General features: G+C 51.0%; 14 protein-coding genes and 6 pseudogenes. 9 read left to right on the top strand and 11 right to left on the bottom strand.

All coding sequences use genetic code 11. From position 1 onward, the window contains the following. Nucleotides 1–139 precede the first annotated feature (139 nt). Nucleotides 140–556 carry a GNAT family N-acetyltransferase gene (locus AC0T7J_RS21080; RefSeq protein WP_473796699.1) on the top strand — a complete coding sequence of 139 codons (417 nt, stop codon included), beginning with the start codon at nucleotides 140–142 and terminating at the stop codon, nucleotides 554–556. A 50-nt stretch (nucleotides 557–606) separates the two neighbouring features. Here the strand turns inward: AC0T7J_RS21080 and AC0T7J_RS21085 are convergent, their stop codons facing one another. Beyond that, nucleotides 607–1,095: a GNAT family N-acetyltransferase gene (locus AC0T7J_RS21085; RefSeq protein ID WP_473796702.1), complete on the bottom strand. Its 489-nt coding sequence runs from the start codon at nucleotides 1,093–1,095 to the stop codon at nucleotides 607–609. A gap of 506 nt (nucleotides 1,096–1,601) precedes the next feature. Continuing rightward, nucleotides 1,602–1,931: pseudogene (locus AC0T7J_RS21090) on the bottom strand (DUF3313 domain-containing protein); the annotation flags it as partial. A gap of 63 nt (nucleotides 1,932–1,994) precedes the next feature. Here AC0T7J_RS21090 and AC0T7J_RS21095 point away from each other — a divergent pair. The 6 genes and pseudogenes from AC0T7J_RS21095 to AC0T7J_RS21120 all read left to right on the top strand — a co-directional run. After that, nucleotides 1,995–2,475: pseudogene (locus AC0T7J_RS21095) on the top strand (integrase core domain-containing protein); the annotation flags it as partial. A gap of 668 nt (nucleotides 2,476–3,143) precedes the next feature. Next, complete coding sequence (locus AC0T7J_RS21100; RefSeq protein WP_473796798.1) at nucleotides 3,144–3,302, top strand: hypothetical protein; 159 nt, start codon at nucleotides 3,144–3,146, stop codon at nucleotides 3,300–3,302. Next, nucleotides 3,265–3,756, top strand: coding sequence for a tannase/feruloyl esterase family alpha/beta hydrolase (locus tag AC0T7J_RS21105; protein WP_473796786.1), 492 nt, complete (start codon nucleotides 3,265–3,267; stop codon nucleotides 3,754–3,756). Before AC0T7J_RS21100 ends, AC0T7J_RS21105 begins: the two co-directional genes overlap by 38 nt. Nucleotides 3,757–3,796: 40 nt before the next feature. After that, nucleotides 3,797–4,183 carry a hypothetical protein gene (locus AC0T7J_RS21110; RefSeq protein ID WP_473796705.1) on the top strand — a complete coding sequence of 129 codons (387 nt, stop codon included), beginning with the start codon at nucleotides 3,797–3,799 and terminating at the stop codon, nucleotides 4,181–4,183. A gap of 222 nt (nucleotides 4,184–4,405) precedes the next feature. After that, a complete protein-coding gene (locus AC0T7J_RS21115) occupies nucleotides 4,406–5,146 on the top strand; it encodes a DUF481 domain-containing protein (protein WP_473796789.1) in 741 nt (246 codons plus the stop codon). 954 nt (nucleotides 5,147–6,100) lie between these two features. Further along, on the top strand, nucleotides 6,101–6,361 hold the full coding sequence (locus AC0T7J_RS21120; protein ID WP_473796708.1) for a glycosyltransferase family 9 protein: 261 nt from the start codon (nucleotides 6,101–6,103) through the stop codon (nucleotides 6,359–6,361). A gap of 883 nt (nucleotides 6,362–7,244) precedes the next feature. Here AC0T7J_RS21120 and AC0T7J_RS21125 read toward each other — a convergent pair. The 9 genes and pseudogenes from AC0T7J_RS21125 to AC0T7J_RS21165 all read right to left on the bottom strand — a co-directional run bounded on the left by AC0T7J_RS21125 (nucleotide 7,245) and on the right by AC0T7J_RS21165 (nucleotide 18,661). Beyond that, nucleotides 7,245–8,174 carry a glycosyltransferase family 9 protein gene (locus AC0T7J_RS21125; protein ID WP_473796711.1) on the bottom strand — a complete coding sequence of 310 codons (930 nt, stop codon included), beginning with the start codon at nucleotides 8,172–8,174 and terminating at the stop codon, nucleotides 7,245–7,247. Nucleotides 8,175–8,509: 335 nt separating this feature from the next. Beyond that, on the bottom strand, nucleotides 8,510–10,936 hold the full coding sequence (gene bamA / locus AC0T7J_RS21130) for an outer membrane protein assembly factor BamA (protein WP_473796714.1): 2,427 nt from the start codon (nucleotides 10,934–10,936) through the stop codon (nucleotides 8,510–8,512). Between the two features lie 1,160 nt (nucleotides 10,937–12,096). Continuing rightward, a pseudogene (locus tag AC0T7J_RS21135) lies at nucleotides 12,097–12,309 on the bottom strand (methyltransferase); the annotation flags it as partial. Nucleotides 12,310–12,334: 25 nt separating this feature from the next. Next, nucleotides 12,335–13,075, bottom strand: a pseudogene (locus tag AC0T7J_RS21140) (SDR family oxidoreductase). Between the two features lie 187 nt (nucleotides 13,076–13,262). Next, nucleotides 13,263–14,516 carry a cytochrome c gene (locus tag AC0T7J_RS21145; RefSeq protein ID WP_473796792.1) on the bottom strand — a complete coding sequence of 418 codons (1,254 nt, stop codon included), beginning with the start codon at nucleotides 14,514–14,516 and terminating at the stop codon, nucleotides 13,263–13,265. Between the two features lie 76 nt (nucleotides 14,517–14,592). Beyond that, nucleotides 14,593–16,196, bottom strand: a pseudogene (locus tag AC0T7J_RS21150) (GMC family oxidoreductase). Between the two features lie 22 nt (nucleotides 16,197–16,218). Further along, nucleotides 16,219–16,719, bottom strand: coding sequence for a sugar dehydrogenase complex small subunit (locus AC0T7J_RS21155; protein WP_473796718.1), 501 nt, complete (start codon nucleotides 16,717–16,719; stop codon nucleotides 16,219–16,221). 58 nt (nucleotides 16,720–16,777) lie between these two features. Further along, nucleotides 16,778–17,569 (bottom strand): c-type cytochrome, encoded by a 792-nt coding sequence (locus AC0T7J_RS21160; protein ID WP_473796795.1) that lies wholly within the window; start codon nucleotides 17,567–17,569, stop codon nucleotides 16,778–16,780. 690 nt (nucleotides 17,570–18,259) lie between these two features. Next, nucleotides 18,260–18,661, bottom strand: a complete 402-nt coding sequence (locus AC0T7J_RS21165; RefSeq protein ID WP_473796721.1) for a VOC family protein — start codon at nucleotides 18,659–18,661, stop codon at nucleotides 18,260–18,262. Nucleotides 18,662–18,866: 205 nt separating this feature from the next. Between AC0T7J_RS21165 and AC0T7J_RS21170 the strand changes: the two are divergent. Next, nucleotides 18,867–19,262, top strand: a pseudogene (locus AC0T7J_RS21170) (DUF1281 domain-containing protein); the annotation flags it as partial. 1,033 nt (nucleotides 19,263–20,295) lie between these two features. After that, entirely contained in the window at nucleotides 20,296–21,231 is a 936-nt protein-coding gene (gene repA, locus AC0T7J_RS21175) for a plasmid replication initiator RepA (RefSeq protein ID WP_473796724.1), read from the top strand. The last annotated feature ends 420 nt before the right edge of the window (nucleotides 21,232–21,651 follow it).

Raw genomic sequence — 21,651 nt, forward strand, 5'->3', positions numbered from 1 at the left:
CTAAGGTCCGTTATGAGCGAGGTGCAGACGTTTCACTTATGACAACTGAATGTTCTAATACGTTAAACATAACTTCACTGTTGCGGATCATTGCTCATAAGCTTATAAAATCAGAAACCTATATGGAAATCAAGGCACTATGAACATTTCAATCAGAAAGTTACTGCCGCTAGAATGGGATCATGCTCACAGTTTGATTTCACAGCTACGGAACATTTCCAAAGAAAAATTTATCGAAAGCGTCAGAATTCAGACGTTGAACGGTTATGAACTTGTTGGCGCATTTGGCAATGAGAAAATGCTTGGCTTGATGGGTTTCCGTCCCGTTCATACTCTGGCCAGAGGATCACATCTCCATATTGATGATTTGATCGTAGACGAGGCTTTAAGAAGCACAGGGATAGGGAAAAAATTGCTGGATTTTGCCACTACTGAATCAGAAAGCAGGGATATGAACTTCGTGTTCCTTGATGCCCGACAGCAGGTGATACCCTTTTATGAACGGAATGGTTTTGTGGCTCACACATCACCTTCAATGAAAAAGCCTCTCAGATAAAACCAGATAGCCTGTTCATAGGTGGGGGTGCGGACATTATAACTTTACATCTACACCCTTAAGTACCATAACAACATGAATTTAAAGAATTTTTTGCACGCATAAACACTCAACGGATCTGTTGCATAAGGTGGGAATGGATTGCATATCTCATAACCGCATCTACGATAAAGTGCTATCGCCGGTTGCTGGTGAATCCCTGTTTCAAGCTGCAATAGGCTCGAATTCTTTTTTGAAGCAATCGTCTCGATCGCGCTGACTATCTGTTCTCCGAGCTTCCTGCCCCGATATTCCGGTCGAATATAAACCCGCTTAATCTCAGCTGAGCCATTTTCATGAAATAGCAAAGCACCACAACCTGCAGGTAAGCCACCTTCATCACGTACGATAATGCACCGGAGCTGCTCATCAGTAACTGTTGAAAGATCCAGGCAGTGATTACTTTCTGTAGGATATAATGCGTTCTGAAAGGCATCGAGTTCGCTTACCAGCCACAGCTGGTCAGAATCACTTTTATCTACTTCTGAAATGCTGAACATTCGCTATCCTAGATTCAGTTTTAACTACTGAATTTAACATAATGTTCCATCTATGATGGCTTTCAGTATTTTACATAGGAGTGCATGTGAAACTTCCGCTTCTGGCACGAAGCGGACAAGCTAACTGAGCTGGAGGCCGCTATGAGCGAAGAGCGGATATATTTATAGATAAGAACAGACTTGGATTTTCTGGAGCAATCATATCCATTTCAGCTACGCGTGGGAACGATGTTATCCAGACCTGCATTACGCCATATACGGAGTAAGCTTTGCCGGGAATGAGGATAGCTGTTTAGTCTGCTACGAGCATAGGGAAGGCCTGTTACTCTTGGCACATCCGCTTTAAGCGAAGAGCGGACATTGGGAATTCATAACACAGATTTTTTTGATGCGGGGGTAGCTTTTATGAACAATGCCTGCATCCATTCATTTCCCATCAGTGCAGCGATCGCTACACTGACAGATCCCTGTGCTCACAGGCCGTCATGATCTGGTTATCGCCTGCTTTAGCGCAGTTTTTCCAGCAGCTGCTCAGCGCCTTTGTCCACTCCTGTCTCGGCCGCACTCAGTGAGCCAAACGTAGCTCCCACGTTCATGGCATTAGGATACTGCTCCGTTACGTAGGCCAGCAGGAGTTCACCGGTCGCGGCATCTTGCACTTCCACAGCATAGTTGACGTAACCGCTCATCAGTCCGCGCCCGCCTCGCACAGACTGAACAATATTATAAGGGCCGCCAGCCAGGTCGAATTTCGTAAAGGTCCCCACAACCTGTGGCGTGGTATCCGCGCCGGTCAGCGTCAGCTTTAGCCGGAGAGAAGGGGCATTCCCGGCGCTGACTTGCTCCCCGTTGATTAATACACCGCGATGTTAGTAATGTCTTCATAAGCCACATGAGGCATGGATACACCTGCCGGCGGTCGTCAGATTAAGTGCCTGACTTATGCGGACGATCTTACAAAAGAGTGTCTGACGATCACCGCCGCTTTTGGTATTTCAGGCGTTCAGGTCACGCGTATTCTGGACAGCATCGCGATCTTTCGTGACTATGCGGCGACAATCAAAATCGATCAGGGCCCGGGATCTACCTGCCGCGCTCTAGCAATGTGCCTTTAAGCATGGTGTGCAGTTGCGACTTATCCAGCCAAACGGACGTATTGAGAGTTTCAGCGGTCGCTTTCGGGATGAATGCCTGAATGAACACTGGTTCATTAATATTCTTCATGCCTTGAAAATTATGAATGACTGGCGACAGGAGTATAACGAGTCCAGACCTCATTCATTGCTGAATTACCAGATTCCTGCTGAATTCGCAGCAGTATGGAAAAATGGTAATCCGAAAGTAAATAAATTGGCATTACCAACTAATCATTGTATCTAATAATTGGGGCAAGCCATCTGCATTACGTGAACTTATGTAATTATATTTAACAAGAATGGTAGTACAATTTAGGACATCACTGTCATTATTTTGTCATGAAGTATTAAAGAAAATAACATTTGCAGGTGGGGTAATTGAAAACTCAGGGCGGTTGAAGCATGCTTATAAAATCCTATAAACGAGGTGGTGCTATGCATGAAATTATTAAGTGGGGCGTCAGACTCGCCGGAAGCATTTCACTGAGCTCCCTTATTTTAATCCCGTTTGGGCATTACTCCCCACCCTATCTTAACGCGTTGGACTGCATCATGCTTTCGATTTGGGGACATATGGAATGGGAAAACTACAGACATAAGCGAGATCGCAAGGATAACTGATATATGTTCCGGATTTACCATTTATACCCCAGCGTTTATTAACAGATTTGCAATAAACTGGTAATTCATTTCTTATGTGAAAAAATTGATTCTCGGCATTTCTCTGCGAATAAATCATTGATCTCTGCACTGAGAATGCTGGAAAATCCTCAGAAGTAAATACTTATCCCTTATTAATCTTTTCATGTTGTGTTAAATATCTGACTAACTCAATTGACCTCTACCGGTGAACCAACCAGATCGGCATGCCAGCCTAGATGCCCGTGCCGACTAAACCTTATGGAGCCGCAAATGAATGACAGACTGAATTTCCCATATGTGCCTGGCGTTCTGGCGGTGCTTTTATTTTTTTCTCGCCGGATTGACTCAGGTCGAAGCAGCCTCTCATTCCTTGACGCCCATAATGCCGGTAATGTCATGCAGGGCTTTGGGCGCAACCAGCATAACTGAGGGAGTAGATGCTGGAGTCAGCATCACCTCCGCACGGAAGCTGAAAAACCCGCAGGGCAATTTCTGTCTGGTTAGCGCAACGCTTTCACCCTCTGTCGGAGTGCAGGTAGCTTTACCTGAAGCAAAGTGGACTCAGTGCATGCTTCAGGTCGGCTGCGGGGGACTATGCGGCCAGATTAATCTTGGGCTGCCCAATGCAAAAGGCTGCATACCGGCGATGAACGGTGAATTTGCCGTATCCTCAACCGACATGGGCCACTCGGGCAGTATGATGGACGCTGCTAGGGCGCTTGACTCTCAGAAGCGTATTGATTTTGCCTACCGCGCGCAGCATGTTACGGCACAATTTACAAAAGCGGTTATGCGGACTTTCTACGGACAACCGCAACAATATGCCTATTTCATGGGGTGCTCAGACGGAGGACGTGAGGCGCTGATGGAGGCCCAGCGCTAACGGTTAGGGACCGGACCAGGTCGACCTGCTTTCAGCGTTGATGGACTGGACGGAAAAAGGCGTGGTGCCGGCCAGTCTGACCGCAGGTAAAACAGCATTAGTGGAGCAGCAACCCTCGGGATTGCCTGCGGGAACTCCTCCGGACAAGGCAGGCGTTCAGGACGCATCCGCGCACTTTCACGGGGAACAGAAGCAGGGGCTGCCTTATGCAGAATCCCCTGCGGCCTTCACCATGACGCGGCCTGTATTTCCCTACCCGTATGTGGCACGTTATCGCGGCAAGGGGGACCCGCGCAACGCCGCTAATTACGTCCTGGTGCGAGCAGACTATGACAGCCTTAAGACGGCCTCAACGGTAAGCAGCCTTCTGGGGCCTGATAACCAGCGCACGTACAGCGTAGTTAATGGCAGGCTGGTATCCCGGTGACAGGTTTGTGCAGCTGACAGAGCGCGTATAGAGAATATTGCTATTTTGTTAAATCAGGCGCTGTAGGTCTGGTCACGCCATGACGTGACCAGATTTACTCATAGTTATGGAAAACTCCAAGAATTTTACGATGCCTTAGCAGGTTCCCGCAGGAAAAGATTTTCAGTCCATATAAGCTTTGTTTTTTACATATGAGCTGATGAATTGAAAGTACTGACCTTAATGCGTGGCATGCCATTATTTGCCCTAAGCCTTTTTTCGGCCGGGGCCACGGCCAGCGTCGACATTTTCACCGTTACTGATGACCCTTCCATCGCTAAAAGTGATTTTGCAGGTAACGTTCAGGGCAGCTACGCCCATCAGGAAGGTAATTCCCGGACGTCCACCATTTCGGCTGATTCGACGCTGACTTGGTTTGATAAGGCGAACGCTTACAGCCTCTGGGGACAAGCTTACAACTACAGCTCTGATGACACCCGTTCTTCTGAGAAATATCAGGCGGGCCTGCGCCTGCGCCATAACCTGGATGGAAAAAATTTCCTCTTCGGACAGAGCGGGTGGTCAGGCGACAGATTCAACGGATACCGCGGCCGCTACACCACGGTAGCAGGATACGGCTGGCAGATATTCAGCGGACCGCTTCATACTCTGCGCGCTGAGGCCGGCCCTGGCATCAGGCATGATGAATTCACTGACGGAAGCGGAACGACCAATGCGCTTGTCTATACAGCCCTTAGCTATTCTTACAGGCTTACTGACTCTGCTTATTTTATACAGGGCGTTTCAGTGGTTGCCTCCAGAGATTCCACTCTCAATTCCGAAACCGGCCTGAGAGTCAATCTGAATAAAAGGTTCGCCCTGAAAGTGACATATAACTACACGCACAATTCCAGGCCGCCTTCCACAGCGCCGGATAAAACCGACACAAAAGCGCAGGTGTCCATTGTTTATAACATTCCCTGACGCAGTAATGTTCCATTCCGGAACCGGGAGAACAATGTTCGCTCCCCTGCTAATTCCTTTTCAAACTACGCATTCGGCCTGACATCCTGTCTGATGCGCAGAAAGCTTCTGAGGAGATGAAGATGAGAAAAATGGTTCTTCTGTTACTGGCGTTAAGCTGCACAGTATCACTTTCAGGCTGCGTATGACCGTGATGGGGCCCTGGTGGCGGACCCGAGGCGGCGGACCCGGACCCGGAGGCGGGCCGGGCTAACGTTAAGCATCTGCGAAATAAAGACAGCAGGCAGAGTCAGCAGTCTGCCTGTTTTTGGACGGATGGCGGCCCTGAACAGTAAACTTGATTCCTGAGGCCAGGCGAACTTCAGCAGAGAGAATGATGCAGAACGTTTATCAGCCTTCCGGGGGCACCTCCGAATACCTTTCACTCCGGGGCTTATACACAGTCACCGGAACAATGTCAGGCAGTGTCCTGAGCATCACAACCGTTCCGGAAAGCAAGTAATTTACACCCGCTTCAGCGATGGCCACCATCCGCTCAGCCGGCCTTGCCTCAGCAAAAAACTCCGGATAATGACAGTAGATTAATGCCGGACACTCAGCGCGCCGGTGACCCTGTTCCTGCGCAGTGGTCAGCCCCCGTCAGCGCAGTTCAAAAAAACTGGACAGTAAGACTTATTTGACGCCAGGATGGTTTTCGGTCTCAACAGCTTTAACCATATCCAGCCTCAGGGCGATTGCACAGTGTCTCAGCGAAGTTCTCTGGCCTAAAACTTCACGCACAACTTAATGCCAATTACTCTAAGAAAAAATTAATTAGCGACTGCAGAAGTTATGTCAATTGTAAGCTTAATGCACGGTATTTGAAATTCGGTAAAAAACCGGAAAGCCTCGCTGAACGTAAATGATTGTCCGGAATCTGACCCTTCGTTAATCATTTCAGAGAGATAATTTAAGGTGAAGTTACTGGTCATCTTCAGAGATAATATAGGCGACAGCATACTTGCCACGCCGCTCATTGAGCACTTGTACACCATCTACGGAGTGACCACCGATGTGCTGGCAAACAGCTATGCCTCGCCGGTGTTCAGCCATAACCAGGTGCATCAGTACAGCAAATCCAAACACTGTAAGAACCTGGTCGGCGTTATCTTGGCCGCCGCCATACGAGTAAAAACGATATTCAGGCTGAGAAAGGAAAAATACGATGCGCGGTAATCATCGCTTAATCGTCCTGGGATCCGCATTCTGCCTGGTGGGCTGCCGGCACAGGCGCACAGCGCGTTATCGCATTCGGGGATGAAGCCCATCCGCTGATTGATAAGCTTGTGTCCCGGGCTAAGGGCACCTTTCACGTTGCTCAAAGGCTTTTCAGGCTGGGTACAGCCGTAACGGAAGCGCCGCCGCTGCGCCGATTTATCCCCGGGAAGAGTAGCGTCTACCCAAACCCTGATCTGGTAACGAAGTTAGGATGACCTGTGACGTTGCGCCAGGCGAGCGCATCATCGCTCTGCAGATAAGCGCGCGAAAACCGGGCCAGCAGTAGTCCGCCGGTAACTTTATCACGCTTGGCCGCCTTATCGCTGAGCACTACCGATGCCGCACGTTTCTTTCTGGTCACCCGGCGACAATTCGAATCCCATGCATCCGGGCGACGACATTAAGGCGACAGCTTTTTATTCGCATGGTAACAAGCAGACTCATCAACGCACTGGAAGAGGCTGCATATGATCACTCCTGAAACGACTACAGAAAAAGAAATCCTCAGAATGCTGACCTACCAAGCTGGCAAAGTCATGGGGTAAGCTGTCTTCAGAGAAAAGGATATGCACTTTCTGTAAACCAGGATAAATGAAGTCTATGCAGAAAAAATGATTGGCGAATTTTTCAGCCATTTTAACGTAGATTTCTCCGGCTACCAGCATGTGCTACCTTTTCCGGCAGACCGAGAGACAAGCCTGTGTATCCCATCTTATGAGGTATCAGCATGGACAGAAAAGTCGTGCAAAGCCCCTTACGCTAAAGCTTCTTAAGAAGTCAGTGCGGTTGGAATAATGGATAGACAGGCGGGCAGAACCCACCTGTATGACGCTGATTTAAATCAGCCGTAAAAGCCATTACTGCTGATACTTGTACTGAAAACTCCCTCTGCATCAGAGTGACTGACGCGCTGACATTCGGGCGGAATGTCCCACACCGGGTGTGTTCCGGGATAAATCACCGGCACGTGCAGCGATGCGGCCATCCAGGCCGCGTCCCGATCTGCACTGACTAATCTGCTACACAGGGATATCATGGCAATAAAATCGGCTGTGTTTGTCGTAGTCACCACCGTCACGACCACGTCGCTGCATAACAATTCAGCTTCGGCCATGAGTGCCCTGTCCTGGCGGCCAGATATAGATTTATCCCCGGCTGATATAAGGAAAACGCGTCCCCGGACTGCAAATTCACGTATGAGCTTTGCCCATTGCACTGAGGTCCAGCCGGCACGTACTACGGAGTTAATGACTATCCCGATATTATTAGCCGTCAGAGAGATGCAGTAGCATCTGGCTATCAACATGGCAGACTGCAGATCAGGATACAGCTTCAAAGAGGCTTTTCGGCTTTGCACTCTCTCAGACTCTTCAAGAATATCAGCTCCAGTCAGCTTGTAACAGTAGTCGATAAAGTCAGCATCCTGGAAATAACCGGCACACATTGCGTCACTGAGTATTTTCCACATTCTGTACTGTCGGGTACTGACTGAATTGAGAGAGATAATACAATCGAACCTTTCCTGACGCATGGTCATGAGTGTTTTCAGTAAACTCACACGGGAAATCAAACTCCCGCATCGTGAGTGACAGGACGTAGCGTTTATTCTGAATATTTTTCTGATATCAGGATTAGTAATAAATAAGGGTTGCTGTTCTGTGCTAATCAGCATATCGATTTTAATGAGATCGTTACAGGCCAGTTTTCTGAGAAAAGGCGTAGCCGAAAGGTTAGTGACCACATCATCGGCACCTATAATGAGTATCTTCATATTATTTCCAAATAAAGCCGGCATGCACGCCGGCGAAGAAAATAAGTGTCTCAGTCAGGGAATGGTTTGTCTCACCAGACGATATATATGGTAGTTGATAAAATCATTCTATCAAAACATGAAACAACAAATATAAAGTAAGATTTAAGATAAATTTGTAATGCTTATGAAAAACAGATGAATGATTTTTCTATAAGTTGCCTTCGCCCTTTCTGTATTCTGCGTAACATTTAATCTCATAAGAATTCCAGATAATTTTCTACCTGCCTGTATAAAATTGGACGGAGTGAGCGCAGGGTTAAATAAAGCCGGGAGATCCCCCGGCAGATAAGTTGCTACCAGGTCTTACCAATGTTGAACTGGAACTGTTCTGACTTATCCCCTTCATATTTCTCAAGAGGCAGAGCGTAAGAAAAGACCAGCGGTCCCAGAGGGGACTGCCACTGCAGGGCCACCCCTGACGATACGCGGATCTTGGTTGGATCGCCGTAGTCCGGGATGCCCGCCGCACGCGTCTCGACCGTATTCTGCCATTTTGTATCCCACACGCTCCCCGCATCTACAAAAAACGATGTTCTGAGCGAGTCCGCGTAACGATCGCTGATAAACGGCGTCGGGGTAATCAGTTCCGCACTTACAATCCCCATCGCATTTCCCCCTACCGCATCGCTGGATTTCGTCACCGGACAGGTACTGATACTGCTCTCAGAGCCATTACAGCGGTAATAAGCTGCTTTAGGTCCGATAGTGTTCGAGGAAAAACCGCGTACAGAGCTGGAACCGCCAGCGTAGAAGTTGTCGTAAAATGGCACCTCTTTGCCGCCCAGCCCATCTGCATATCCCGCTTTTGTACGGCCCATCAGTACCCAGCGGTGGTCACTGCTGATCGGCAGGTAAACACTGGCGTTCAGCGTGCTCTTGTAGTAACTGTTGGTTGAACCCGGAACGGTGACTTTGGTATTGAACCCGGCCGTTAAACCTGACGTAGGAAAGAAGCCGCGGTCCAGTGAATTATATCCCCAGCCGGCATTCCAGAAAAAATCATTGGCGGTGTAGGTCGCATCGCTCGCCCCGTCATCATCGACCGTACGAGTTGTTACGGCAGGATGGATCCCCTGTGAACCCAGATAGCGCCACATTGAAACCTGCGGAGACATGTTGCTCACGCGGTTATAAACATAATCAAATCCGGTGCTCAGGTTACTGTTTTCACTGACAGGAAAACTCAGCGTGCTGCCCGCGCCAATACTTTTCAATGTATACTCAGACAGGTCATTGTCTTCTGCGCTGTAGTCATTATAAAAGAGTTTCCCACCCAGACTGACACCATCCACGGTGAAATAAGGATTGGTTGCCCCGACTTCAACATAGGTCTGATAGCTGTTTTTTGTACCACTAAAACTTACCGTGTTACCTGTCCCCAGCCAGTTGTCCTGGCTGACGCCAAGCTGATAGCTGATGCCACTGTCCGTACCATAACCGAGCCCGGCATTAAACGTTCCGGTATTGCGCTCTTTCACTTTGTAGATCACGTCAACCTGATCCGGACTTCCCGGCACGCGCTGGGTGTCGACATCCATACTCTCAAAATAACCCGTGCGGTTCAGCCGAGCCTTACCCTGTTCAAGCTTGTCTCCTGCCAGCCAGGCACCTTCCATCTGCCGCATCTCCCGGCGCAGGACGGCATCCCGCGAAGTATCATTGCCGCTGAATTTAATCCTGCGGACGTAAAAGCGACGACCAGAATCGACGTTGACATGTAAAATTACTGTTTTATCTGCATCGTTAATTTCGGGCTGCGTGCTGACCTGCGGAAACGCATACCCATTGCGCCCGAGCATTGATTTCACAGCTTCTTCACTGGCCGTTATGGCCGCGCCACTATACAGTGATCCCTTCGGGAAATTAGCGATTTTTTCGATTTCCGCCGCATGTCCGGACATATTACCGGTAAATATGACCTGCGATATATGGTAAACATCGCCTTCGTGAAGATTAATGGTCAGATATATTCCTTTCTTATCGGGTGTAAGACTGACCTGAGTGGAATTAATAGCGAAACGCGCATAGCCGCGGTCCAGATAGTAACTTCTGAGCGTTTCAAGATCGGCGGCTAGTTTCTGTTTCTGATACTTTCTGTCGGCGACGAGGTTCCACCAGGGTACATCGTCCCGGAGCTGTAAGTGAGAGATGAGCTCATCGGAAGGAAAAGCCTGATTGCCGACAATATTTATTTGCTGAATTTTTGCCGACACACCTTCATTAAATATAAATTTAAGATCTACCCGGTTACGGGGCAGTGGCGTAACAACCGCCTTGACGCTGGCCGTGTACTTCCCGGAGCTGTAATAGAAATCTTCCAGTCCTTTTTCAATATCTGAAAGCATGGTGCGATCAAGAGCTTCACCCACTCTGATACCTGACACATCCAGGTTCTGCCTGAGCTGGTCTTCCTTAAGCGCCTTATTACCGGAGAAAGATATGCTGGCAATCGCTGAACGTTCTTTCACTTTGACAATGAGGCTATTCCCATCGCGTAACACCTGGACATCATCAAAGTTACCGGATGCATAAAGGGCGCGAATGGTCTGACGAATTTCTTCATCGTCCGCCTGTTCACCCACGTGAACCGGCATTGTAAGCAGCACTGCCCCTCTGGTAACTCTCTGCAACCCCTCGAATTCAATGTTATTTATCGTAAGTACACCTGAGCCCGCAGCAGAGGTCGCGATGAAGAGTAATCCGGTAATTAACTTTCTCATTCTTGATTGTCCTGACGATCAGTCTGAAAGGCCATACATATTGCTTTTAAAAAGAAAGGTGCAAGATGTCATAGACATATGTTGTTTGGTATAAGTAATGCGTTATGAGACAGTTAGTATCAATTTAAATTCCTGCAACTAAATGTTTTTTCATTTTAATTACAATAAAATGCAATTAACCTGATGAATTTTCAGTTATCGGGTATGATTTTTTTCAGGTTCTATCTGGCATCTGAAAGTAATACCAGCGAAATGATGCGCGGCTGAAAGTTTTTTGGGCTTGTTCTAATTCAAGGTTAAGCATTCAAATTTATTTTTACCATTGATAAATATTTTGACAAAAAATGCTAAAATCTTTTATGTTGTCATATCGTAGGGTGTCATATTGATGACACATTATGATATCCATTTTTTCTCACAGAAAAAAATTATCAAAAAGATCTTTAGGCTCATCATCTTTTAAATCGGCGTAGAAATACATAATTTTAATATTTTTTTCGCCACTGTGAATTTACTGCTTAATAATCATATCGAAAGGTGTTTTTTGTGCCCATTCATTTATATATTGAGTGTTAAGTCTATAGGTTTTATATATTATGACGGGCGACTTGCCATTACTTTAAATATATGATATGATAATCTAACCATAATTATTTATTAATATTAGAGTTATTTTATTTATGTCGTTTAAATAATCTTTATCGCGTGTGCTTCTATCAGAATGCTGACGTAATGTGCATAGCAGCGTAATTCGGCATAATGGTCTTTACTGTCACCTCACCTGCCTGTTTGCTTTTTTTATTGACCAACCGTCCTATTACAACATTATGTCAATTTGACCTTGCCCGCTCAAATTGACAATAACTGTTGCAGGTAGTAAAGCGATGCCGGAGTTTGCATGAATTATTACTCTCTGCTGCTTACTTATTAAATTCAGGATGTTGACCAGATATGCAGCACCTAGGGTCTGTTCTCCGGTATGTCTCGCCTGTTCTGACATTTTCATTTCAGCGGGTTACGTCATGCTCTTCGCAGGAAAAGCCGCCGGATGCTACTCTTTGCTTTCCGGGTTGACTAGGCTATCCTCAAATAGGTGGAAAAATTCAGAAAGCACCGTCTTGAGGGCATGTTGCTGGCGCTGCTGGAATCTGAAGAGGAGTATCAAGAACACGAACGGCACGTGACATTTGCATGAAAATAGCCAGTATTTTTACCTGCAAAGAGGATACGTCATGTGTAGGCAAACCTTGATCTGAGTTATTAGCGAGAGCGTATTTTGAATCTGAATCCTCAGGGGCTAGCTTTTCAGAAAACCAGGCATCTACCTGAGCCCATTTATCGGAATCTTGTGAAGGATAATCCGGAATGCGCATATGAATTTACTCTCCTTAAAAAACTTTAGTAATGAACCAGTCCACCATCTACAGCATACTGGCTGCCGGTAACATAAGATGCGTCATCGGACAGAAGGAAAAGTGCAACTGCAGCGGCCTCTTCTGCTCTTCCTGCACGGACTAAAGGAACCTGGCTTACCACAAAATCTTCAAACTGCTGACGTGACTCTTCTGGCATAAAGTACCTGAAGTTGGTTTCAATCGGACCCGGCACTAATGTGTTGGCGCGGATACCGCGTTCAGCCAGCGCAGATGCCCAGCTTTTGACCTTAGCAATAACGGCACCTTTCGTCGCTGCATACAGGCTTGTCATCGCCGCACCTTCACAGACAGAGGAGGAAGAAGTTACCAAAATGGACGCGCCTGAATTAAGCGATTCGGAGAGGGCTGCCAGCTGTAGCATCGGACCGCGCACATTAGCATTCATCATACGATTAAAAGAATCTGCCGTTGCAGATTCCGGAGAGCCTACTTCAGCAAAGCCGCCATTTAGCCATAATCCATCAAGTGAGCCCTAGTCGTTAATAGCCTCACCCAGCCCATGTATGTCAGTTTCGCTTGCAGCATCGCTTTTCAGAATAAGCGAAGCTGCAGGAAGCAGACTGCGTGCACGCTCCAGTCTTTCTTCATTAAGCCCGGTTATGGCTACATTGCCACCTTCCGTGACAATACGCTGAGCGCCTGCCAGCCCCATGCCACTCGAGCCGCCCGTAATCAGTATCCGTTTACCCTTAAATCTGCCCACGCTTACAGCCTTATTTGTCTCTGGAGTCAGCATTTACCTTACGTAAAAAAAATACTATTCGTCATCTGTTTCATTACGCAACGATGACATTGCTGCCTGAATGTCCGCTTCTGGCAAAAAGCGGACGTTAGCGATATCTCTGTCTCAACAGCATCTCACCGCTTATAACGAAACGGCGTGCGACGATTTAGCGTTGCGCTTTGCGTTTTTTCCTGAACCACAGCAGCGCCAGAAGAAGCACAACGCCCGCAACCGCCATGCCGACGCGCGATACCAGTATCAGCGGCGACGCCTCTCCGCCGGCGCGCAGCGTTTTCACACGTTCTGCGCTGATCTGCACCTGGCTATGCCCAATGTCCTGCATGACATAATTGGTCACTGCGGCAACCTGTTCATCATTCAGGGTAGCGGCGAAACCAATCATGCCCTGCCCTTCCTCCGGCCAGACACCCTGCAACACCGCCATCGCGACGTTATCCGCGTTGGGTTTATCCAGTAGGGGATGGTGCTGCAATGCCGGAAGCCCGTTCAGCCCTTGGCCGGACAAATTATGACAAGAAGCACAATTGTCACGATACACCTGCTCCCCCTCGCTAAGCGCCGCCAGCGTCTGTGGCAGATCATCTCCCGTGACCGGCGTCAGGCCTTGTGCGGCCATCGGAACGGTGGCATCAGACGCGGCCGGAAGCAGATAAGTGGCAATCGCCTGACGATCTTCCTGCGTCATGCGAGAGAAACTCTTATCGATCGCTTCCAGCATCGGACCGCCCGCCGTGGCGCCGTTATCCGCATGGCCAGTCGCGAGATAGGTCGCCAGACTCTGGCGCGTCCAGTTTGCTTTGCCCTGCAAAGCTTCGGCAGTGATATCCGGCGCGAACCAGGTGCCGAGCGATGCGCCCTGCAGATTCTTCTCCTGCTGTTCCGCCATCAAAAAATTACGCTGCGTATGGCAGGTGCTGCAGTGGGTTAAGCCCTGCACCAGATAAGCGCCACGGTTCCACTCCGCCGACTGTGTGGTATCCGGCTGATAAACGTTACTGTTCGCGAACAACAGATTCCATGCCGCCATACTGAAGCGCAGATTGAACGGGAACGGCAGCGCGGTTGTTTCAGGTTTAACATTAACCGGCTGCACGCCTTGCATAAAATAGGCGTAGAGTGCCGCCACGTCCTCGTCGGTTAGCCTGGCGTAAGCGGTATAAGGCATTGCCGGATAGAGCTGGCTGCCATCTCCGCGAACGCCTTTACGCAGCGCCGCCGCAAATTGTGCTTCGCTGTAGTTGCCGATCCCTGTGCTTTTCGATGGCGTAAAATTGGCGCTAAAGATGGTACCGAGCGGGCTGGCGATAGCATGGCCGCCGCTGAACGGCGCTTTGCCCTGTTCCGTATGGCAGGCGCCACAGTCTCCGGCTATCGCCAGATATTCACCGCGCTTTATCAGCTAGCCAGCATCCGCCGGGTGCGCCTGAGCAGAGGCCGCCAGTAGCGCGCCTGCCGCCAATAAGGATGTCCAGTGCTTAACCATGTTGCGTCTCCTGCAGAATTTTGTCCGCAGTGCGCAGCGCCAGCGCCATAGCGGTCAGCGTCACGTTGCAGGTGCCGACGGTTGGCATCACGCCGGTGCCGACCATAAACAGGTTCTGATGGTCGTGCGCGCGTCCCCATGCATCGGTCACGCTGGTCGCGGGTCCAGCCCCATCGACAGCGTGCCGGTAATATGCTGACGGTTGGAGAATTTGCCGCTTTTGCTGTGTTTGACATTGGTAGCGCCGAATTTGGCCGTGATAGCCTCATAGCATTTCCGCGTTTTCTCAGTGCCTTTCACTACGTAATCATCAACGTCCCAATAGAGCGACGGCGTCGGCAGGCCCAGCGCATCTTTGTTTCCGCTCAGGGTGACGCGGTTGTTGGGATCCGGCAGCTGTTCCAGCGCGTTTTTGATGCTGAGACGACGCGCCGCGCGGAAGCGGATCTCCTCCTGCAGCTTTTTGCCGAAATAGCCTTCCGCCAATAATTCTTGGGTCACTGAAGCGACCTGCGAAGCGTTGGAAATATCAATGCGGAACGGCGCATGCTCACGACGGAATTCGCCATCGCGGAACTGGCCGATCGAGCAAGGGCTAACGGGCCCGCGTCCCGGCCAGATCTCTTCGTCAACATCAAAGGTCACGCCAATCGCCGGATGATCGCATAGGTTGCGGCCGACATTATCGCGCGCATTGGCAATGCCTTGCGGGAAGGTGTCGCTGGCTGACATCAGCAGCAGCTTCGGCGTTTAGATAGCGTTGGCCGCCAGCACGAAAGTCTCGGCGGTCACGCGATGGCTTACTTTATTCCAGTCATAATAGTTAGCGGCGGTGATACGGCCCTGCGCATCAGGTTCCAGCTGATAAACCACCGCCTCGGTGATGACCTGAACACCGCTGTTTTCTGCCTGCTGCGCCGCAATACCGCCATGATACTGGGCGTCAATCGGGCAAATCGGCATGCAGTTATTGTTGCCGCAGCAGGCCGGGCGGCCATCGAAGCTGCGGCTGTTGCGGCCGGTGCTGTCGTCCAGCACGGTGAAATCGGGAGCGAGGCGCGCGGTCACGCGCTGTTGCAGCCACGAAGCCGGAACGCGTTCCATCGGATAGGGCTTGCTGCGCGGCGAACCGTTGTCCGGCGAGTCGCCTACACCGGCAATGACTTCAGCCTGATAATAATAATCTTCCAGATCGTCGTAGCCGATCGGCCAGTCTTTGCCGATGCCATACTGGCTCTGCTGGCGGAAATCGTTCGGCACAAAGCGCCACAGCTGCGCCGCCCAGTGCCAGCTGGTGCCACCGAACATGCGAATATACTGAGCTGCAAAGGGATGCGGGCCAGCCTGATGCAGATAATCGTTCGGCTCCGGCGTGTAGCGCGGTTGCGGTGCCATCGGCGAAAACGGATAGGGAGACATAAAGTCAGATTTAAATGCGGACGCGCGATAGCGCTCTATCAGCTGGTCACGGCCAACTTTAGGGCCGGACTCCAGTAACAGCACTGCCTTACCTGCTTTTGCCAGACGGGTGGCGAGCAGCGAACCATTAACGCCTGCGCCAATCACCACCACATCGGTGGAATTCATTTTATTCATTAACGATATAACTCTTCTGAAATCAGGGATGTTGCGCCCAGCTACCGATCTGACCGTACGAGAAACTCGGCGGTACCAGCTTGTCACTGACCAGCTGGCTGGCAAGTGTATTAATGTAGGTGACATACAGGGCGTGATTGCCTTTGCCCACTACGCCGTTGTACCAGCCGCCAAGGATCGCTTTCGCCAGCTTTTCGCATGCTGCATCTTCAACGGCAAACTTCAGGCGTTCCTGTTGCAGCAGCTCAGGCTGACGTTGCAGCAATTCCTTTAGCTGCGTCAGTTCGCTGACGAAGGCTTTCTCTGTCTGACCGAGCGCCAGCATTAGTGCATGCGCCACGGTGGCGTTGAGATCCGTCTGCTGGGTAAGCAGGCGCGAGATCTGGATAAAATCATCCAGGCCGGGTAGCGGCACTACCGGCTGCGCGGCCTTCAGGCGCGGCAGCAGCAGCTGACCGGTGGTATTGGCGATAGCCACCAGCCCAACCATTTTCAGCAAGCGGCGGCGTGAATAGTGCGTCATAATCTTTTCCTGTAAAAAACGTCGCCTGCCGTTCCGCAGGCAACAAAAACCTGCCTGCTTAGCGGCGGCGTCGAAGCAGCCACGCTGCCAGCAAGGCGATAAAAGCCATTGCACCGACGCCTACGCCAGCCTGCGCGAGCCATACCAACGGCGACGAAGGGCCGCCGCGACGAATTTCCGCCACCTGCTCAGGTGAAACCTGCACCTCCGCATTGCCGTAGTGCTGCAGGATCCAACTCGATAGGGTGGCTATTTGATCGTCATCAAGATGATTAAGCGCGTTCGGCTGCGCGCCAAATGGCGGCATATAAACATCCCCCTCGGCGGTATGGCGTTGCACGCCAAACAGAATGGTGGCAATCAGGTTGGACGGATTACTTTCCGCCGTCGCGCTGTTATGGAACAGGCTTGGGTAGAAGGCGTCCTGAGTACCCTGCCCGCTGCTGCCGTGACAGGAGGCGCAGTTGCCGGAGAAGAGGCGTGCGCCTTCGTCGCTGACAGGAGTGGAGAACGGCTTGCCGTGAAATGCGCTTACGTTACTGGCTGCCTGGCCTTGGCTGAATCGCGATGCGCCGCTGGCAGATGCGTGAGTGTCGGTCACGCTGCCCATATAATCGGTAATAGCGGCCAGATCTTCATCCAACAGATGCTGGAAGCTGTGGGTGATCGCCTCTGCCATGCGGCCTGCGGCCTGCGCTTTGCCTGCCAGCCGTCCGGTTTTCAGATAAGCCATCAGATCCTGCTGCGACCACTCGCCAATGCCGCTTACCCGTTCCGCCGTGATGTTCGGGGCAAACCAGGGGCCAACCTGAGCGCCGGTAAAGGCCTCATCTTGCTTTTCCTGCACCATTATCAACAGTGAATATCCGGCGCTGTGCACCGCGTATGAAAAATGGCTTGCCCCGTCCAACTTCGACAGCAACGGACGTCAGCGGGAAAACTCGGCAAATTTATCGCTACGGAACGCGCCGAATGAGCAGGTAGTTCAATTCGGCCCCGGTTTATCTGGCACTGCCTGCTGATACAGACGGAGCCAATCGTGTTGGCCCATCTCACTTAGCCCGCACCTGGTACTTTTTATACGGTGATTGCCGGTTATTCCTGGCCATCCTGCTGATCTGGCGGGTATGGCGCTCGGCTGCCTCTTCTTCAGCTTCATTTACCGGGAATTTGGCTTTCTGCGTATGAGTACAATGTATTGGGTGCACACTCATGCAGCGTTCGTGAGGATAGCGCCGCCACTGCACATATGATATGGACTGTGCTTTTAGCTGTGGCACCGGCATCGTGCTGACCGTAGTGCAGCCTCCCGCTACTGGCACAGCTACTCGTCGGCGGCAACGACGAAGGCATACACAAAGCGCGAAATCACGGTCATACTCTTATCTGACCTATTACCCCGGAGTTCCACATAGCAGAATGAGCGCAACGTCTGCTTCTGGCACTAAGCAGACATTTGCGCGGGGCAAGGTCCGCTATGAGCGAAATGCGGACATGGGATTGAAGCCGATTACGCATTAGTAACTGGACCCTCGAAGAGTTAACTTTGCTTGTTCTGGTAAAGATCCCAGCGGTTGCCGTAGATGTCTTCAAACACAACGGCCATCCCGTACTCCTCCTCTCGCGGCTCCTGGCAGAAGTGGACGCCTTTCGCCTTCATAGCGTTAAAGTCGCGCCAGAAGTCGTCAGTCTGCAGGAACAGGAATACCTGTCCGCCGCATTGGTTGCCGATAAAGCCTTCCTGTCGCTCGTTTGAAGCACGGGCCAGGAGAAGATTACAGTCGCTTTCCGGATTCGGCGTCACAACGACCCAGCGCTTACCCGGCTGCGGCGTGTCTTCTACTAGCGTAAAGCCCAGCTTGTCGGTGTAGTACTCAATCGCGCGGTCATAGTCGTCGACCACGATGGCCACATAACCCATACATCTTTTTTGCGTTCTCATTTCTGCTCCATCAGGTTTCAGACACAGCTGTCTTGAAACAACTTTTTAACACAGTCGAACGCTACTAGCTGCATTGATAAGTCCAAAATAATAACGTCCGCTTTTGGCACTGAGCGGACTGACTTGGGCGCATTATGCTCCCCGGCATGCCGGATCGTCAGCCTGACTGCGCTAACTGGCAGGCCGGTAACGGGGTGAAGACACCCCGGAAAACCGTGCCTTTACGCAGTGGCTCGTGCAGCTGCGTGACGAGGCAGAACTGACAGACGAAACCTGTAACCGGCTGCACGACCTATGTATGGCCTCCGGTATCCGAAGCCGGACGCGGGATGCGCAGGCAAAGGCAGTGATGGACGGCCTGTTGAACCGTAAGCATTCCGAATGGTCAGGCGTGAGCGGGGGCAGCTTAAGTGAATTCTGGGGCCGCACAGTTGACAGCAGTGCTGTTGCAGACGGTGCGGCTGATTTTGACATGCGCCTGCTGCTGCCTACCCGTCTCGATGTGGAAATCAACGGCTTCAACGGTGGCCTGCTGGACGTGATTCCGGGTGGCTATGAGTTTTATATCGCGCAGTACGGCGTGAAGTGGCCGGAGGGTTAAGCACCGGAGGCAGAGGACGGTGAGTCGGGCTTTCTGGACTTAGCCTTTGACACCCCCTGGTCTCCGCCGGACATCGTTGTGATGCCGACTCAGAAGGCCATGCCAGATAACACCACGGTCATTCAGGGCGTGGTCAGTGAAAGCAGGCCATTGCCCGTGCAGAAAAGGGCTAAAAAAACCGGCTCACGGGCGGGGGGCACCGGGCCGGCCAACTATTACACAACGGAGTAATACTGTCGGACGCACTGCCAATCCCGCCGACTGTATGAGTAAGTATCGGCCGTCCAGTAAAAACCTTTACCGCATGACGCCATAGAAAATCCCGGCACGGGTGCCGGGAAGAGAGAGCTTATCAGTCTGCCCGTTAGCGCCAACCAATGGGCATTGTTAGGGATATCGGCTATTACGCCAGAACCTTTACCTCATGACGCCCACGCCGGTGAGGCTGTTCGTTCCTCGCTGTGCTGCGGTACGCCTCAGCCTGACCGTCCTGCCCGTCGCCTGCACTGCGAACGTCAAGCCGAACGGAAAGCATTACCCCTTCCTGTGAGCTTTATTTCCTTCTCAGTATCCTGCCAGACGCTGAGTTGAATTAAGTACGCCCGCAGATGTGAAGACCCTCACGGTAAAGTTTGTCGGTGAACTTTTTTTATCCATACGATTCGAGCTATGCGCAAACTGTGCTGGATTTAAACGGGTGAGATGGGTATTCTTTTCAGAATTCGCCGGGCGGCGATCCTTTTTAGATCCTTATCGAATACTGTGGTGGTTGACGATGAGGATTTGCAGTGTACCTGTGGCCGGTCATGCGCGGCGCGGGCATAAATTAACCGGATAGGACGTATCCGTTAAAACGTCCAGGGTATAGAGTCTACGGTTTACCGTACTCTGAATGCAAAAACCCCCCAAATCTGAGATCAACTTGGCGGAAGAATCAGAATCAGGGGGTCCAAAAGCAGGCGCAGCGCCTGTAAAGGATTATAACGCATGCTATCCATAAGACAACCCCTGCCCGCCATAAGTTTGGGACAGGGTGAATGACCGCATTTTAATCGGGATAAACAGCCCGACTTCAGAAAATGACAGACGTCGCCGCGGCGATCATGATGTCACCTGCAAATGCCCTGAACCCCGGTGGTTCGCGCCTGATGACTATCGCCCGCTTCCGGGTGAGTTTGGCCACGCCATGCGTCGTCTGGTCGTCAAAGAGAAGAGCAGCGGTAAATGGAAGCTGCGTTTCCGGCCATCACTTCATCCTTACTTCACGCAGTACCGTAAAGCTGCAGGTCGCGATCGGCATTTCCGTCCGGAACGGCGTGCGCTTATTGATGCATTATTCCCTCTGCTTGTTCAGCGTGCCGACATGGCCACCTGGGTTGTGACCGCCAATGTTAACCGGCTGGCCAGTGAACTCAGCCTTAAAAACAGTGAAGGCCATGTCATCCCCGAAACCCGGGTAGAACCCTGCCGGCTGTCTCGTCTGTTCCCGGAGCTGGCCCGATTTGGTCTTATCGAAATGCCTGATCTGGAATGGGACCCGATTGAACAGTACTGGATGCCCCGGCATATCATTCTCACGGAACGCTTCTGGCAGCTGTGCGGCGTTAACATGGATAAGCTGCTTCTGCAGCGAAATCAGCGCATCGAGGCTGAAGAGGAAGGTATTCTCGAACCCGGTACGCGTGACTCCGTTAGGGCCGCCCGTCGGCGCTGGTATGAAAAAGCCCGTATAGCGACGCTGCTGAGTCGGCGCGAGAAGGCAGTGCGGGGGAAAAGGCGCAATAAGCTGGGCAAGCTCCCCCTCGATGAACGGCGCAGCACGATGGCCAGCTGGCTCATTCGCACACGGCCGAACCACGAACTGATCAATCTCGACGCAGACAGTTTTGATCGCCTGGTGTGGCAGCATCTTAACCAGCTGGAGCTGGGCCTCGGCTACGAGCCTGCACCTCCCGACGTCGTTCACTGACGTTTCCCGCACGATTTTAACCGCCTTGACTGGCGGTAAAGTCGTTTGTGCCGCGTAACTGACGCTCTGTTTTTCTCCCCGCAGCCGCGCCATTCCGACCCCGCAACTGACATAAATACAGCTTTTCGGGGGCTGTCTTTTTTTACTCACATTTACCCGCAATTGGAAAATTGACCTTACCTGCAAGTGAGTCTGAGGTTACCCGCAAGACATTCCTGACCTACGGTCAGTAAAGAAATAATCAAAAGGAAAATAAGGTTTTCAGTCCGACCGTTCAGAGGATAAATAATGAGGCCTTCGCTTGTAGCGGCCGCAGGCGTCCGCGCCGCTCAGAATCTGAAGTAGCTCCCGCCTGCGGCGGGCATGGCGGAGATTAATAGTTACAACACCCAATAAGACCTCATAAAACTGCATCCGAGC

The organism is Pantoea sp. E956-1 (genome assembly GCF_982223955.1).

What these genes read in the sequence shown, in the direction of transcription:
- AC0T7J_RS21105 (WP_473796786.1), top strand. Translation starts at nt 3,265, where the DNA reads ATGTCATGCAGGGCTTTGGGCGCAACCAGCATAACTGAGGGAGTAGAT.
- AC0T7J_RS21110 (WP_473796705.1), top strand. Translation starts at nt 3,797, where the DNA reads ATGGACTGGACGGAAAAAGGCGTGGTGCCGGCCAGTCTGACCGCAGGT.
- AC0T7J_RS21160 (WP_473796795.1), bottom strand. Translation starts at nt 17,569, where the DNA reads ATGGTGCAGGAAAAGCAAGATGAGGCCTTTACCGGCGCTCAGGTTGGC.
- AC0T7J_RS21125 (WP_473796711.1), bottom strand. Translation starts at nt 8,174, where the DNA reads ATGAAGATACTCATTATAGGTGCCGATGATGTGGTCACTAACCTTTCG.
- AC0T7J_RS21115 (WP_473796789.1), top strand. Translation starts at nt 4,406, where the DNA reads ATGCGTGGCATGCCATTATTTGCCCTAAGCCTTTTTTCGGCCGGGGCC.
- bamA (WP_473796714.1), bottom strand. Translation starts at nt 10,936, where the DNA reads ATGAGAAAGTTAATTACCGGATTACTCTTCATCGCGACCTCTGCTGCG.
- AC0T7J_RS21100 (WP_473796798.1), top strand. Translation starts at nt 3,144, where the DNA reads ATGAATGACAGACTGAATTTCCCATATGTGCCTGGCGTTCTGGCGGTG.
- AC0T7J_RS21085 (WP_473796702.1), bottom strand. Translation starts at nt 1,095, where the DNA reads ATGTTCAGCATTTCAGAAGTAGATAAAAGTGATTCTGACCAGCTGTGG.
- AC0T7J_RS21080 (WP_473796699.1), top strand. Translation starts at nt 140, where the DNA reads ATGAACATTTCAATCAGAAAGTTACTGCCGCTAGAATGGGATCATGCT.
- AC0T7J_RS21165 (WP_473796721.1), bottom strand. Translation starts at nt 18,661, where the DNA reads ATGAGAACGCAAAAAAGATGTATGGGTTATGTGGCCATCGTGGTCGAC.
- AC0T7J_RS21155 (WP_473796718.1), bottom strand. Translation starts at nt 16,719, where the DNA reads ATGACGCACTATTCACGCCGCCGCTTGCTGAAAATGGTTGGGCTGGTG.